This window comes from Cellulomonas sp. JH27-2 (genome assembly GCF_014837175.1).
In the GTDB taxonomy this organism is placed as follows: Bacteria; Actinomycetota; Actinomycetes; order Actinomycetales; family Cellulomonadaceae; genus Cellulomonas.
Genome location: NZ_JACYFR010000004.1, coordinates 336,105 through 351,436, shown reverse-complemented (window position 1 = coordinate 351,436; position 15,332 = coordinate 336,105). Strand labels below are relative to the sequence as shown.

Genomic DNA, 15,332 nt, shown 5'->3' with positions numbered 1-15,332 from the left:
ACCTCCACCGAGACCTACCGGTGCCTAAGACGTCAACTCGCCCGCACCATCTACAACACCCTCAACCACAGCCGAGCAGCCCACAGTGGCGCCCTCTCGGCCGCGGCTTGACATAGGAGATTCATGTGCCGCTCAGCTTCCGGGATGCCCGCCGCGACGACGTCCCCCGGATCGTCGAGCTGCTGACCGACGACCCGCTCGGCACCGCCCGCGAGACCGCCGAGCTGACCGCCTACGAGCGCGCGTTCGACGTCATCGCTGCCGACCCGAGCAACGAGCTGGTGGTGGGCGAGCTGGACGGTCGCGTCGTCGCCTGTGCGCAGCTCACGTTCGTCCCGACGATCTCCCGCGGGGCGACCACGCGAATGATCGTCGAGGCGGTCCGCGTGGACCCGGCGCTCCGCAGCGGCGGCATCGGTGCGCAGCTGATGGCAGAGGCCCACCGCCGCGGGGTCGAGCGTGGCTGCGCTCTCGCTCAGCTCACGTCGGACAAGCGGCGCGACGACGCCCACCGCTTCTACCGCCGGCTCGGCTACGCCCAGTCCCACGAGGGCTTCAAGCTCCCCCTCTGACCGACCCGCCACGGACTGCGTTCACGAGCGGTGCGAGGGGCCTCGGCGCATCAGGCGTCGCGGGTGGCCTGGGCGATCTCCTCGTGGTGACGGATCACCTCGGAGACGATGAAGTTGAGGAACTTCTCCGCGAACACCGGGTCCAGGTCCGCCTGGGTCGCCAGCTCGCGCATGCGCGCGACCTGCCGTTCCTCGCGCGCCGGGTCCGACGGCGGCAGACCCTGGTCCGCCTTGAGGTGCCCCACCTGCTGCGTCGCTTTGAACCGCTCGGCGAGCAGGTAGATGAGCGCGGCGTCGATGTTGTCGATGCTGTGGCGCAGGCGCGCCAGCTCGGCCGGGATGGGGGCAGGCAGGTCGCTCACGCGCCCGATCCTAGGCCGACGACGACGTCGTCAGGCGCTCTTCTCGCGCGGCGGACGCTTGTCGCGCGGCACCTCACGAGGAACGAGGGTCGGGTTCACGTTCTCCAGCACCACGCCGCGCGTGATGAGCACGCGCTCCACGTCGTCGCGGCTCGGCACCTCGAACATGACCTGCTGCAGCACCTCTTCGAGGATGGCGCGCAGGCCGCGGGCACCGGTGCCGCGCAGCAGCGCGAGGTCGGCGATGGCGGCGACGGCCTCGTCGTCGAACTCGAGCTCGACGCCGTCGATCTGGAACATCCGCTGGTACTGCTTGACCAGCGCGTTGCGCGGCTCGGTGAGGATGCGCACCAGCGCGTCCTGGTCCAGCCGCGACACGGCCGCGACCACGGGCAGACGGCCGATGAACTCGGGGATCAGCCCGTACTTCTGCAGGTCCTCGGGGCGGACCTCGGAGAACAGGTCGCCCTCGTCGTGCGCCTCCACCAGCGGGGCACCGAAGCCGACGACGCGCTTGCGGGCGCGGGCCGCGATGATGTCGTCGAGCCCAGCGAACGCGCCGGCCACGATGAACAGCACGTTGGTCGTGTCGATCTGGATGAACTCCTGGTGCGGGTGCTTGCGCCCGCCCTGCGGCGGCACCGAGGCCGACGTGCCCTCGATGATCTTGAGCAGCGCCTGCTGCACACCCTCGCCCGACACGTCGCGCGTGATCGACGGGTTCTCGCTCTTGCGGGCGATCTTGTCGATCTCGTCGATGTAGATGATGCCCTGCTCGGCCTTCTTGACGTCGTAGTCGGCGGCCTGGATGAGCTTGAGCAGGATGTTCTCGACGTCCTCGCCGACGTAGCCGGCCTCGGTCAGGGCCGTCGCGTCGGCGATCGCGAAGGGCACGTTCAGCATGCGCGCCAGGGTCTGCGCGAGGTACGTCTTGCCGGTGCCCGTCGGGCCGACGAGCAGGATGTTCGACTTCGCGATCTCGACGTGGTCCTCGGTGGTGGTCCGGGGGCCCTCGCCGGCCTGGATGCGCTTGTAGTGGTTGTACACCGAGACGGACAGCGCCCGCTTCGCGGACTCCTGGCCGATGATGTACTGCTCGAGGAACTCGAAGATCTCCTTGGGCTTCGGCAGGTCCACGAGGCCGACCTCGGTCGCCTCCGCCAGCTCTTCCTCGATGATCTCGTTGCACAGCTCGATGCACTCGTCGCAGATGTACACGCCCGGGCCCGCAATGAGCTTCTTGACCTGCTTCTGGGACTTGCCGCAGAACGAGCACTTGAGGAGGTCGGCCCCGTCCCCGATTCGCGCCACGTCGTGTCCCTTCCCTCGTGTGCCCCGCCCGGGCGGGCGGTGCGTCAGGCCCCTGCGGGGCGATCCCCCCATTGCACACCACGATCGCCGTGATGTCAGCCGTACCCCGCCGTCGGGCACGGCGTGTCCCGACCCCGTAACCGTTTCGTGCCCCGGGGACGGACGAGGCCGGGAGCGTGCCCGCTCCCGGCCTCACCTGCGACTACTTGTGCTGGTCCTCGATCTGCTTGGGCTCGACGACGGTGGGTCGCGCGCCCTTGCGGCTCTCGAGCACCTGGTCGACGATCCCGTACTCGAGCGCCTGGCTCGCCGTGAGGATCTTGTCGCGCTCGATGTCCTTGCGCACCAGGTCCAGGTCGCGGCCCGTGTGGTGCGCGAGCGTCTCCTCGAGCCACTCGCGCATGCGGATGAGCTCGTTGGCGTGGATCTCGATGTCGGACGCCTGCGCGTAGCCGCCGCCCTCCATCGCGGGCTGGTGGATCAGCACGCGAGCGTTGGGCAGCGCCAGCCGCTTGCCCGGCGAGCCGGCGGCCAGCAGCACGGCGGCGGCGGACGCCGCCTGGCCCAGGCAGACCGTCATGATCTCCGGCTTGATGTACTGCATGGTGTCGTAGATCGCGGTCAGCGCCGTGAACGAGCCACCGGGCGAGTTGATGTAGATGGTGATGTCGCGCTCGGGGTCGGTGCCCTCGAGCACGAGCAGCTGGGCCATCACGTCGTCGGCCGACGCGTCGTCCACCTGCACCCCGAGGAACACGATGCGGTCCTCGAACAGCTTGGTGTAGGGGTCCTGCCGCTTGAAGCCGTAGGCCGTGCGTTCCTCGAACTGCGGCAGGACGTAGCGGCTGGACGGCCCGCTCGGGGCGAGGCCGCCGGGGCCGGCCAGACGACCGGCACGGGCGATGAACTGGGACTCGATGCTCACGTGTCTCTCCTTGGACGTCTCGTGGATGGGCTCGGCGCGCTCAGGCCGTGCCGCCGCCGCCGGCGACGGAGCCCGCGCTCTCGACGACGTGGTCGACGAAGCCGTACTCGAGCGCCTCGTTCGCCGTGAACCAGCGGTCGCGGTCGGCGTCCGCGTTGATCTGGTCGACGTCCTTGCCGGTCTGGGCCGCGGTGAGCTCGGCCAGCACGGTCTTCATGTGCAGGATCAGCTGGGCGTTGATCCGCACGTCCGTGGCCGTGCCGCCGATGCCGCCCGAGGGCTGGTGCATCATCACGCGGGCGTGCGGCAGGGCGTAGCGCTTGCCCTTGGCGCCCGACGAGAGCAGGAACTGCCCCATCGAGGCGGCCATGCCCATCGCGATGGTCGCGACGTCCGGCTGGATGTACTGCATGGTGTCGTAGATCGCCATGCCCGCGGTGATCGAGCCACCGGGCGAGTTGATGTACAGCCAGATGTCCTTGTCCGGGTCCTCGGCCGCGAGCAGCATCATCTGCGCGCAGATGGCGTTCGCGTTCTCGTCGCGGACCTCGGAGCCGAGCCAGATGATCCGCTCCCGGAGGAGGCGGTTGTAGATGCTGTCGTTGAGGCCGAAACCAGACGGTTCGGTCCGGGCCATCATCGGCGCGTACTCGTTCACGAAGGCTCCTTCGTCGGCTGCGTGCTGCTGGGTGGTGCGTCGCGGTCCCCCGCCGGTCGGGGCGGGCTCTCACGCTGCAGTGACCCTAACGCGGTGCGGGGGCCCCTCCCGTCCCGTCCGGGCCGGTTTTCGCTCACGGCGCACCACCCGCCCTCGTCGGGCGGCGGGAACGACGAAGGACCCCCGCCGCAGCAGCGGCGAGGGTCCTTCGGGGGGTGGCGTCAGGCCTTGACCTCGTCCTCCGTCGCGGGAGCGTCCGCGATCGAGGAGATGTCCGTGGCGGCGTCGACCGGAGCGGTGCCCTCGGCCTCGGCGTCGTCCGACGAGCCCGCGAGCGCGGCAGCCTCGGCGGCCTCGGCCGCGGCGTCGTCCTCGTCCGAGCCGATGAAGTCGGACAGGTCGACGGCCTCGCCGGCGCCGTTGGTGACCGACACGGCGCGCAGCGCGATCGCGAGCGCCTTGGAGCGCGCGACCTCGGCGACCATGGCCGGGATCTGACCGCCCTGGTCCAGGCTCTGGATGAACGTGTTGGGGTCCACCCCGTACTGGCGCGACGCGTTCACGAGGTAGTCGACGAGCTCGCCCTGCGAGACCTTGACCTCGAGCTTCTCGGCGAGCGTGTCGAGCAGGATCTGGTTGCGCAGCGCGGTGGTCGCCTGCTCGGTGACCTCGGCGCGGTGCTCGTCGTCCTCCAGACGACCCTCGCCCTCGAGGTGACGGTGCACCTCGGCCTCGACGACGCCCGTCGGGACGGGGATCTCGGTGTCGGCGAGGAGCTTCTCGAGCAGGACGTCGCGGGCCTGCACGGCCTGGTTGGAGACCTTGATCGACGCGGTCTGCTCGCGCAGGTCGGCCGTCAGCTCCTCCAGGGTGTCGAACTCGGAGGCGAGCTGGGCGAAGTCGTCGTCGGCCTCGGGGAGCTGGCGCTCCTTGACCGTGCTGGCCGCGACCTTGACCTGCGCCTCCTCGCCCTCGTGCTCGCCGCCGGCGAGCTTGGTGACGAACGTCGTCTCCTCGCCGCCGGACAGGCCGGTGAGCGCCTCGTCGAGACCCTCGAGCATGTTGCCGGAGCCGATCTGGTAGCTCACGCCGGAGACGGTGTCGACCTCCTCGTCGCCGATCGTGGCGACCAGGTCGATGACGACGAAGTCGCCCTCGGCAGCCGGGCGGTCCACGCCGACCAGCGTGCCGAAGCGCTCGCGCAGCGCGTCCAGACGGCCGTCGACGTCCTCGTCGGACACCTCGACGTCGTCCACCGCGACGGTCAGGCCGTCGAGCTCGGGGATGGTGATCTCGGGGCGGACCTCGACCTCGGCGGAGAAGTGCAGCTCACCCTCGTCGCCGGCGACGAGGCCGGGGACCTTGGTGACCTCGACCTCGGGCTGGCCCAGGGGACGCAGCTTGTTCTCCCGCACGGCCTCGGCGTAGAACCCGCCCAGGCCCTCGTTGACGGCGTGCTCGATGACCGCGGGCCGGCCGATGCGCTGGTCGATGATGCGCGGCGGGACCTTGCCCTTGCGGAAGCCGGGGATGTTCACGTCCTGCGCGATGTGCTCGTAGGCGTGCTTGATGCTCGGCTTGAGCTCGTCGTAGGTCACCTCGACGGTCAGCTTGACCTTCGTGGGGTCCAGGGTCTCGACAGCGCTCTTCACTTCGGTGATCTCCAACTGATCGGGGGCCTTCGTCGGCGACTCCGACGACGGGCACGCGGCGCAGCCGAAAACGGCGCGCCTGCGACCCTCGATGGTACGCCACGGGCCGACGACCGCCCAAAAGACGCCGATCGGTCGTGAGGCTACTCACAGGTAACTTACGGTTCCGTAGGTTACGGTGGCGGCATGAGCACCCGACCCTGGCTCGCGTCGTACGGCAGCGGTGTCCCGGCGGACGTCGACGTCCCCGACGAGGCCCTGCCCGCCGCCCTCGCGCGCGCCGCCTCGAGCTGGCCCGACCGCGTTGCCGTCGACTTCCTGGGCGGCACGACGACGTTCGAGGCGCTGGCCGACCAGGTGGCCCGCGGCGCCCAGGCACTGGCGGACCTCGGCGTCCGGGCCGGCGACCGGGTCGCGATCGTCCTGCCCAACAGCACCGCGCACGTGGTCGCGTTCCAGGCCGTGCTGCGGCTCGGGGCGGTCGTCGTCGAGCACAACCCCACCTACACCACGCGCGAGCTCGGTCACCAGCTCGCGGACAGCGGCGCCGTGGTCGCGCTCGTCTGGACCAAGGCCGTGGCCGCGGTGCTCGAGGTGAAGGACGGCACGGCCCTGCGCGCCGTCGTCGCGGTCGACCTGGCCGACGACCTGCCGTGGCGCTCCCGCCTGGCCTTGCGGCTGCCCGTCGCGCGAGCCCGCGAGACCCGCGCCGCCCTGCGCGCGGACGTCCCGTCCCTCGTCCCGTCGTGGCACGCGCTGGTGCGAGCCGCGAAGCCGCTGCCGACCGACCACCCGCAGCCGTCGTCGGACGACCTCGCCCTCATCCAGTACACGGGCGGCACCACGGGCACCCCCAAGGGCGCCATGCTCACGCACCGCAACCTCGTCGCGAACGTGGTCCAGGGCCAGGCGTGGACTGGGGCCGCCCCCGGCACGGAGACCATCTACGGCGTCCTGCCCTTCTTCCACGCCTTCGGGCTGACGCTGTGCCTGACCTACGCCGTTCACGTGGGTGCGACGCTCGTCGCGTTCCCGAAGTTCGACCCGGCCCAGGTGCTCGCTGCCCAGCGCCGGCGGCCCGGGACGTTCCTTCCCTCGGTCCCGCCCATGCTCGACCGGCTGTGCGTCGCGGCCGAGTCGACCGGCGCGGACCTCACGTCGTTCCGCTACGCGATCAGCGGCGCCATGCCGCTGCCGGCCGCGACGGCCGCGCGCTGGGAGCGCCTCACGCACGGCCTGGTCGTCGAGGGGTACGGCATGACCGAGACCTCGCCCGTCGCGCTCGGCAGCCCGCTGTCCCCGCATCGGCGCCCCGGTGCGTTGGGCCTGCCGTTCCCCAGCACGGACATCCGCATCGTCCGCCCGGACTCCCCCGACGTCGACGTCGAGCAGGGCGAGCTGCTGATCCGCGGGCCGCAGGTGTTCGCGGGCTACTGGCAGCGGCCCGACGAGACCGCCGAGCAGCTGCTCGACGGCGGCTGGCTGCGCACGGGCGACATCGTGCGGATGGACGCCGACGGCATGGTGGTCCTGGTGGACCGCATCAAGGAGATGATCGTGACCGGCGGGTTCAAGGTCTACCCGTCGCAGGTCGAGGACCAGCTCCGCGCGATGCCGGGTGTGCTCGACGCCGCCGTCGTCGGCGTGCCCGCGGGCGACCTGGGCGAGCACGTGGTCGCGGCCGTGACGCTCGACGACGGCGCGTCCGTGGACCTGGACGCCGTGCGCGCGTGGCTCGAGCCGCGCGTCGCGCGCTACGCCCTGCCCCGCGAGCTCGTCGTGCTGCCCGAGCTCCCCCGCTCGCTCATCGGCAAGGTCCTGCGCCGCGTGGTCCGCGAGGACTATCTGGCGACGCACCCGTGACCACGTCCCGGACACGGTCCGACAGGTCATGGCCCGGCAGAGGGGATGATGCTCGGATGATCGTCCCGGGCGCCGTCGCATGAGCCTGTCGCTGTGGCTCGCCCTGGTGGTGGCGTGCCTGGTCATCTCCTGCACCCCCGGCGCCGGGGCCATCAACACGATGACGAACGCGCTGGGCTCCGGCTGGTCGCGCTCGATCTGGGGGATCCTGGGCCAGCAGCTCGCCCTGGTGGTGCACGTCGCGATCGTGGCCGCCGGTGTCGGCGCGCTGGTGAGCCGGTCGCACGTGGCGTTCGAGGCTATCCGGTACGTCGGCGCGGCCTACCTCGTCCTCCTGGGCGTCCGCCAGCTACGCGCACCCGTCGACCAGCAGGTCGAGGCCGAGCAGGTGCGGGAGCCCGCGTGGCCGATGTTCCGGCGCGGCCTGCTCGTCAACCTCACCAACCCCAAGGCCATCGTGTTCTTCCTCGCGTTCCTGCCGCAGTTCGTCCGGCCGGACCGGCCGCTCGCGCCCCAGTACGCCGTGCTCACCGCGACCGTCGTGACGGTCGACGTCCTGGTCATGTGGTTCGGCTTCGCGACGGCGGCGCGCGGGCTGGCGCGGCTCACGGCACGCGAGTCCGGCCGGCGCACGCTGAACCGCGTCTTCGGGAGCCTGTTCGTCGGCGTCGGCGTGCTGCTGGCCGCCGTCCACTGACGTCCGTCCCGCCTGACGCCGCGGCCGAGCAGACCACCAGCGTCCGTGCATGATCCGGCGGCGGGGCCTCGTCGGACCGCACGTCGGGATGGCGGGATTCGAACCCACGACCTTCCGCTCCCAAAGCGGACGCGCTACCAACCTGCGCCACATCCCGTGCCACGCACCCGCCCTCGACCGGCAGTGCGCTGCCTGCGCATCGTACCGGCCGAGGACGGGGCGTCGATCAGCGCGCTGCGCGCAGGCCCGGCCACCACAGCCGACGCCGCACCAGCATCATCGTCGCAGGCAGGACGACCAGCCGGATCACGGTCGCGTCCAGCAGGACCCCGACGACGAGCCCGACCCCGAACTGCTTCAGGTCGATGAACCCGAGCACGCCGAACAGCGAGAACACCCCGACCATGACGGCAGCCGCGCTGGTGATCGTCCCGGCCGTGCCGGACACGCCGTCGAGGATCGCTTCCCGCGCCGGCAGTCCGCGGCGGACGTTCTCGCGGATCCGGCTGACCACGAACACGTGGTAGTCGAGCGACAGCCCGGACAGCACGACGAACAGCAGCATCGGCACCCACGAGACCACGTGCCCGGTCGAGGTGAAGTCGAGCGCGTCCTGCGCCCAGCTCCCCTGGAAGATCGCGGTCAGGATCCCGAACGTCGCCACCATCGACAGGGCGTTCAGGGCGACGGTCAGCCCCGCCACGGCCACCGAGCGGAAGGCGACGAGCATCACCAGGAAGGTCAGTGCGAAGACGCCGGCCGCGACGAGCGGCGTCGCGTGGCGCAGGTTGGCGGCGTAGTCCATCCCGGACGCCGTGTCGCCCCCGACGTACGCGCTGCTGTCGTCGATCGAGCCCACGGTCTGCGGCACGACGGTCTCGCGCAAGGCGGTCACGGACGCGTGCGCCTGGGCGTCTGCGCTCCCGGCGGCCACGACGTCGACGACGGCCGTGCGACCGTCGGCCGAGAACCACGGGTCCCCCGACCCGGCAAAGGTCTGCGGGTCCTCGGCGACTGCCGCCGCGAGCGCGTCGACCTGGGTGCGCAGCGCGGCTTCGTCCCCCGGCGCCACCTGCGCGACGACGACGTCCGCGGGCGCACCCTGCGGGAACTCCTGCACGAGCCGGTCGTAGGCCTGGACGGTGGACAGGGTCGCGGGCAGGTCGTCGGTCGAGTCCTCGGCCAGGGAGATCCCGACGACGGGCGCGGCGAGCGCGAGCAGGGCGGCGACCGCGACGAGCGTGGCCGCGACGGGTCGGGCGAGGATCGGCCGGAGCATCGCCGGCACGAGCCGCGGCCGGCCGCCGCTCAGCCGCCACAGGACGGGCACCCGCGGACGCTCGGACCAGCGGCCGAGCACGGACAGCAGCGCGGGCAGCACCGTCACCGACGAGACCAGTGCGACCAGCACGACAAGGATCGCGCCGACCGCCATCGCGGAGAACGACGAGTCACCCGCCAGGAACAGCCCGGCCATGGACAGCACCACGGCGAAGCCCGACACGACGATCGAGTGCCCAGCCGTCTGCGCCGCGACGCGGATCGCGTCCACGTCGCCGTGCCCGGGGGCGGTCCCCGCGCGGCGCTTCTCCTCCCGGAACCGGCGCAGGTAGAACAGCGAGTAGTCGACCCCGACGGCCATCCCGACGAGCACCAGCAGGTCGGTCACCGTGCCCGGGTCGGGCAGCACCTGCGACGCGAGCGCCCACAGGCCGAGCCCGGCCGCGACCGACGAGAGGCCCAGCACCACGGGGACGGTGGCCATGACCAGCGCCCCGAAGACGACCAGCAGGATGATGAGCGTCAGCGGGACGCTCAACGTCGTTGCCTTGCCCAGCTGGGTGCCGAGCCAGTCGTTCAGCTCGCCGTTCACCGACGCCGGCCCGGTCTCCTCGACGCGAAGGTCCGCGTGCTCGTCCTGGACGCCCGCGACGACGTCCTCGAGCGCCGTGACGCCGTCGGCCGCGGCATCCTCGTCGCCCGCCATGGTGACCTGGATCAGGACGGCGTCACCGTCGGCCGAGGTCACGGGAGCGGCGACGTCCGCGACCTCGTGCAACGCCCCGAGCTGGGCGGCGAGCTCGCGCGCGACATCGTCGGCCGCCTGCGCCTCCAACGCGCCCGTCCGCGCGGTGACCAGGACGTTCTCGACGACGGGCGCGGGATACCCGGCGTCGGCGGCGACCTGCGCCGCCTGCCCCGACTCCCCCACCCCCAGGTCGAGGCTCGTGGCCTGCTTCGGCGCGACGAACGCCGAGATCGAGGTGAGGGCCACGATGAGGACGGCCCACAGGCCGATCGCGGTCCAGCGGTGGGTCGCGCTCCACATCGCGACCTTCGTGGTGCGGGACAGGTGTTCCTCACCAGGGCGTGGGGCTCGTGCGGCGGCCGGCGTGGCCACGGTGGTCTGCGTCATGGGGCGGTGTCCGTCCGGACTCGATCCGCTGATCGGTGATCAGGTCCGCACGGAGCTCGTCCGGACCTGATCCATCCTGGGCACGCGCCGGCGCGCGGTCTGTGGGGCGGTCCCCACATCTGCGGGGGCTGTCCCCCGTCTTCGTCGTCCGGATGCCCGCCGTGGACGGGAACGCCCTGCGCACCCGGTAACCTAGGTGCCGCAGTCGCGGCGGCCACGTCGTCGGGACCTGTGCGGACGTAGCTCAATGGTAGAGCCTCAGTCTTCCAAACTGATTACGCGGGTTCGATTCCCGTCGTCCGCTCCCTCCCTCCCATCACCGCAGCTCCGGCGGCTGCCGGACCGTCATTCCGAGCCCGATGGCGCGACGGGCGAGAGCTTGTCCAGGTCCGTCCGTGTCATCGTCACGGCCCCGATCGGCGTCACGTCGGGTGGCAGGCCGGCGACGGCGTCCGAGAGATCCATGATCCTCTCCTCCTCGGTCGCCTCGCGCGCCATCACCGAGATCGTCGCGATCTTGTCGGGCGTCGTATCGCGCGCAGCGACGAGGATCGCCGTGAGGGTCGACGTCGAGACCGTCTGCTCCCCGTCGATGATCACCACCAGCGAGAGCGTGCGTGAGAAGCCCGAGGTGCTCACGATCGCGGATGCACGAGTGACTCGATCGTCCGCCGCCGTGACCGCGTCGTAGAGGTCCTGCAGCTCGAACGTCGAAGAGTCGCGCGAGTCCTCGCCGCGGAGGCTCCCGATCGCCCCGCATCCCGAGAGCGAGACGGCGAGCAGGAGGATGCACAGGCGGACCACGACCCCCCGGGTGCGCGCGGTTCTGAGGGTCATGCTGCTCCTTGCTGTGCGGTGAGCTGCTGTGCGGATGAGCGCCGAAGAAACGGGGCGGTGCCCGCGCGCCAAGGCAATCACGTCGCGACCGTCCACGCATCGCACCTAGGCTGCCCCGGCACCCTGCACCACGTGAGACGAGGCCAGCACGCGTGACGCACCACCAAGGCCCGCCGCCGGACGCCCCGCCCTCGCCGCGACCCTCACCGTTCGCGTCGCTCGCCGATCGCCCGTTCCGGTGGTGGTTCGTCAGCCAGGTCGTGTCCGCGTCGGGCGGCATGACGCAGGCCGTCGCGACGGCGTGGCTGGTGCTGCAGATGACCGACAGCGCGGTCGCGCTGGGCGGCCTGACGGTCGCGACGATGCTGCCGGTGCTGCTGCTGGGCGCGGTCGGCGGGTCGGTCGTCGACCGCTACGACCGGCGGAGGATCCTCATCTGGACCCAGGCGGTCCTGGCCGTGCTCGGGGTCGCGCTGTACCTCTTCGTCGAGGCCGACGCCGCCGGCTACTGGTTGATCCTCGCGTTCTCGGCCGCCGGCGGGATGGTCATGGCCGTCGACGGGCCCGCTCGTCAGGTGTACGTCCTGGACCTCGTGGGGCGGGAGCGGCTGGCCAGCGCCGTCAGCCTGTACGAGGTCATCCTGAACACGTCACGCGTCGTCGGACCCGCGGCGGGTGCCGTCGTGCTCGTCGTCTGGGGCGCCGGGCCCTGCATCCTGCTCAACGCGGTGACGTTCCTGGTCCCGCTCGCGGTGCTGCTGGTGCAGCGGCCGGCGAAGCGGGACGCGCCGGCTCCCCGCCCGCGGGAGCGCGGCGCCGCCCGGGCCGGCTTGCGGTACGCGTGGTCGGTGCCACTGATCCGGTCGTGCCTGCTCATCGCGGCGGCGTCCGGGATCATCTTCAACTTCGGGGTCCTCATGCCCGTGCTGACGACGCGCGAGTTCCACCTCGGCAGCGGCGGGTACGGCGCCCTGCTCGCGGTGTTCGGCGTGGGTGCCGTGCCCGGCGCGCTGCTGGCCGCGCGCACGGACGCGCCGACGAGCCGGCAGGTCGGCCTGCTCGCCGGCGGGACCGGCGCGCTGATGATCCTGACCGCCTGCTCCCCCACGGTCCCGCTGCTGTTCGTCGGCATGGCCGGGATCGGGTTCCTGTCGATCTGGATGATCGCCGCCGCGAACACGCTCGTGCAGCTGCGGACCGACGCCGCCATGCGCGGACGGGTCATGGGCGCGTGGACGATGGCGCTGCCGGGCATGAACCCCGTCACCGGGATCGCGGTGGGTGCGCTCGCCCAGGTGACGAACGCCCGGCTCGCGTATGCCGTCGCGGGGCTGCTTCTGGTGGCGATCGTCGTCGGGTCGCGTCGGACTCTCGCGGCGCCCGCCGGCTGAGAGCGCGGCGCGCCGCCGCGCGCTCAGAATCGCGCCCGGTGCGCTTCTGAGCGGACGCGTGCGGTCCGTCCGGGTGATCCCGGTCCCCCGGACCATCCGGGTGATCCCGACACGCAGGTCGAAACGGTAGGGTCACGGCGTGCAGGGGCCGATCGACGTGAGGGAACAGTGCAGCATCTGATCCATCGAGCCGGGGCCGCCGGCGCCATCGCCGCCCTCCTCGCGCTCGGCCTCGTGCCTCCGGCGTCCGCGGCACGGACCCAGGACTACGCGTCCGAGTGCGCGTCCCCGACGATCACGCTGAACGCGTCGTCGGACGCGTCGGCGAGCCTGCACGCGGGTGACGTCGCGCTGCTCGCGGGCGGCACGTACACGGGCGGGCTCAACTCGTTCGACGAGGGCGCCGTGGTCTGCGTCGAGGACGGCGCCACGTTCCAGCCCGCGTACATGAACAACGCGGCCGGGCACGTCCTGAGCCAGGGCACGGTGACTCTCCCCGGGCTGAGCACGAACACCGGGTTCGTGCTGGACAGCTCCGGGACGGTGACGATCCCCTCCGGCATCAACACGAACGGTGCCGCGGTCCTGGTGAACCGCGCAGGCGGCATCTGGAACGACAACTCCGAGGCGACGCTGTCGGCGGGCACGTCGTTCTCCAACGCGGGCACCGCGAACTTCCGCTCGCTCGAGCTGAACACCGGGACGTCTGTCGACAACTCGGGTCTGCTGCGGATCGCCGGCTCGTTCGCCGCCAACGGCGAGGTCGCCAACACCGGCGTGCTCATCACCACGGGCCAGGTGGAGATCAACTCCGCTGCGACGCTGACCAACGCGTGCGTGCTCCGGGCCGAGTCGTCGCTGATCAACGACGGCTCGGCGACGAACACCGGGTCCGTGGTCATCAACGGCGACCTCACCAACAACTCCGACTGGTCGCAGACCACCCCGGGCATCACGACCGGCGCGGGGCTGCGCAACGACGGCGACGTCACCGGGTTCGGTCAGTACCGCTTCACCGGGAACACAGAGAACCAGGGCGACTTCACCGGCGGCTCGTCGGCCGAGCCGATCGTCGTGGACGACACGACGCCGACGGGGCCGATCTTCGACCTGAGCACCGGCGGCGTCGTCAACACGGTCGCGGGCACGGTGACGCCGCCCGACGACGGGTACGCGCCGGAGTCCTGCGCGACGCCGCCGGTGCCGACCGACGCGTCCGCGGATCTGGTGGTCGCCAAGACCGGGCCGGCCTTCGTCCGCCCGGGCGACCCCATCGCGTACACGATCACCGTCAGCAACGACGGGCCCGACGACGCCGACGACGTGGTCGTCACGGACGCCTACCCGGCCAACCTCGTCGACCCCGTGGCCTCGGCACCGGGTGTCGTCGGCGCGAGCGACGTCACCTGGGAGCTGGGCACGCTGGCCGCCGGCGACTCCGAGACCCTGACGGTCAGCGGCACCGCGCCCGCCACCGGCGTCCTCACCGACACGGTGTCCGGCACCACCTCGACGTTCGACCCCGAGCCGGCCAACAACGACGGCCGCTCGCCGTCCGCCACGGTCCGCACGATCGTCATCCCGACCATCCCGGACAACAACCCGCCCGTCGCGCCGGACGCGACCGTGACGACCAAGGTCGACATCCCCGTCAACGGCGTCCTGCAGGCGACCGACCCGGACACGAACCAGCAGCTCACCTACTCGATCGTCGACGGTCCCGAGCACGGCAGGGGGATCGTCCGGCCGGACGGTGTCAGCGTGTACCTGCCGGAGCGCGGCTTCACCGGCACGGACACGTTCACCTACCAGGTCTGCGACAACGGGATCCCCAGCCGGTGCGACACGGGCACCGTGACGGTGCACGTCCTGCCCGTGGCGCGCGACGACGCCGCGACCACACCGCCCGGCACGCCGGTGACGATCCCCGTCCGCGACAACGACCGCGGCACGGTCAGCGCGCCCGTGATCACGGCCCAGCCGCAGCACGGCACGGTGAGCGTCGGGAGCGACGGCGAGGTCACGTACACGCCCGACGACGGCTTCGAGGGCGTCGACACCTTCGACTACCAGATCTGCTCCCCGCAGGACCCGACGATCTGCGCGAGCGCGACCGTGACCGTGACCGTCGAGCCGCCGACCAACCAGCCGCCGGTCGCGCAGGACGACACCGTCACGACCCACGAGGGCGTCCCCGTGTCCGGGACCGTCGAGGCGTCGGACCCGGACGCCGGGCAGACGCTGACGGTCACGGCGGCGGGCGACCCGGCGCACGGCTCGGCGACGGTCCGGTCCGACGGCACGTACACGTACACGCCGGACCCGGGCTTCGTCGGGACGGACACGTTCGAGGTCATCGTCTGCGACGACGGCACACCTGTCCTCTGCGACAGCGCGACCGTGACGATCCGGGTGCTGCCGCCGGTCGTCCCGCCGACGCCGACGCCGACCGTCACGCCCACCCCGACGCCCACCGCCTCACCGACCCCGTCACCGACCTCGTCCCCTGCTCCGACGGCCACGCCCTCCCCGACCCCCGGCGATCTCGCGACCACGGGTGCGTCGGTCGCCCCCGTGGCCTGGGCTGCGGGCGTGCTCCTGGTCCTCGGCGCAGGCGCACTGCTGATCCGACGACGCCGGTCCTGACC

At 71.7% G+C, this 15,332-nt stretch carries 12 protein-coding genes and 2 tRNA genes; 6 read left to right on the top strand and 8 right to left on the bottom strand.

Annotated elements, in window-relative coordinates; translation table 11 throughout:
• Positions 1 to 125: 125 nt before the first annotated feature.
• Complete coding sequence (locus IC607_RS14525; RefSeq protein WP_191788094.1) at positions 126 to 572, top strand: GNAT family N-acetyltransferase; 447 nt, start codon at positions 126 to 128, stop codon at positions 570 to 572.
• A gap of 50 nt (positions 573 to 622) precedes the next feature.
• Here IC607_RS14525 and IC607_RS14520 read toward each other — a convergent pair whose 3' ends face one another.
• From IC607_RS14520 to tig, 5 genes are all read right to left on the bottom strand, one after another.
• On the bottom strand, positions 623 to 934 hold the full coding sequence (locus IC607_RS14520) for a chorismate mutase (protein WP_191788093.1): 312 nt from the start codon (positions 932 to 934) through the stop codon (positions 623 to 625).
• Between the two features lie 30 nt (positions 935 to 964).
• Positions 965 to 2,245, bottom strand: a complete 1,281-nt coding sequence (clpX, locus tag IC607_RS14515; protein ID WP_191788092.1) for an ATP-dependent Clp protease ATP-binding subunit ClpX — start codon at positions 2,243 to 2,245, stop codon at positions 965 to 967.
• Between the two features lie 202 nt (positions 2,246 to 2,447).
• On the bottom strand, positions 2,448 to 3,170 hold the full coding sequence (locus IC607_RS14510) for an ATP-dependent Clp protease proteolytic subunit (protein ID WP_370526259.1): 723 nt from the start codon (positions 3,168 to 3,170) through the stop codon (positions 2,448 to 2,450).
• Between the two features lie 40 nt (positions 3,171 to 3,210).
• The gene (locus IC607_RS14505) at positions 3,211 to 3,810 is read right to left on the bottom strand and encodes an ATP-dependent Clp protease proteolytic subunit (RefSeq protein ID WP_191788136.1); all 600 of its coding nucleotides are present in this window, start codon (positions 3,808 to 3,810) and stop codon (positions 3,211 to 3,213) included.
• 239 nt (positions 3,811 to 4,049) lie between these two features.
• Positions 4,050 to 5,480 carry a trigger factor gene (tig, locus tag IC607_RS14500; protein WP_191788091.1) on the bottom strand — a complete coding sequence of 477 codons (1,431 nt, stop codon included), beginning with the start codon at positions 5,478 to 5,480 and terminating at the stop codon, positions 4,050 to 4,052.
• A gap of 186 nt (positions 5,481 to 5,666) precedes the next feature.
• Here tig and IC607_RS14495 point away from each other — a divergent pair, with 186 nt between their 5' ends.
• Positions 5,667 to 7,343, top strand: a complete 1,677-nt coding sequence (locus IC607_RS14495) for an AMP-binding protein (protein ID WP_191788090.1) — start codon at positions 5,667 to 5,669, stop codon at positions 7,341 to 7,343.
• Positions 7,344 to 7,422: 79 nt separating this feature from the next.
• Positions 7,423 to 8,040: a LysE family transporter gene (locus tag IC607_RS14490; RefSeq protein ID WP_191788089.1), complete on the top strand. Its 618-nt coding sequence runs from the start codon at positions 7,423 to 7,425 to the stop codon at positions 8,038 to 8,040.
• A gap of 83 nt (positions 8,041 to 8,123) precedes the next feature.
• On the opposite strand, the gene IC607_RS14485 is transcribed toward IC607_RS14490, so the two are convergent.
• Both IC607_RS14485 and IC607_RS14480 read right to left on the bottom strand, forming a co-directional pair.
• Positions 8,124 to 8,197: transfer RNA gene (locus tag IC607_RS14485), tRNA-Pro, on the bottom strand.
• A 69-nt stretch (positions 8,198 to 8,266) separates the two neighbouring features.
• Complete coding sequence (locus tag IC607_RS14480; protein ID WP_225225031.1) at positions 8,267 to 10,456, bottom strand: MMPL family transporter; 2,190 nt, start codon at positions 10,454 to 10,456, stop codon at positions 8,267 to 8,269.
• Between the two features lie 233 nt (positions 10,457 to 10,689).
• On the opposite strand from IC607_RS14480, the gene IC607_RS14475 reads away from it, so the two are divergent.
• A tRNA-Gly gene (locus IC607_RS14475) sits at positions 10,690 to 10,760 on the top strand.
• 41 nt (positions 10,761 to 10,801) lie between these two features.
• Here the strand turns inward: IC607_RS14475 and IC607_RS14470 are convergent.
• Positions 10,802 to 11,389: a hypothetical protein gene (locus IC607_RS14470; protein ID WP_191788088.1), complete on the bottom strand. Its 588-nt coding sequence runs from the start codon at positions 11,387 to 11,389 to the stop codon at positions 10,802 to 10,804.
• A gap of 56 nt (positions 11,390 to 11,445) precedes the next feature.
• Here IC607_RS14470 and IC607_RS14465 point away from each other — a divergent pair, with 56 nt between their 5' ends.
• Together IC607_RS14465 and IC607_RS14460 are read left to right on the top strand one after the other, a co-directional pair.
• Positions 11,446 to 12,684 (top strand): MFS transporter, encoded by a 1,239-nt coding sequence (locus IC607_RS14465; RefSeq protein ID WP_191788087.1) that lies wholly within the window; start codon positions 11,446 to 11,448, stop codon positions 12,682 to 12,684.
• A gap of 168 nt (positions 12,685 to 12,852) precedes the next feature.
• Positions 12,853 to 15,330: an Ig-like domain-containing protein gene (locus IC607_RS14460; protein WP_191788086.1), complete on the top strand. Its 2,478-nt coding sequence runs from the start codon at positions 12,853 to 12,855 to the stop codon at positions 15,328 to 15,330.
• Positions 15,331 to 15,332 lie beyond the last annotated feature (2 nt).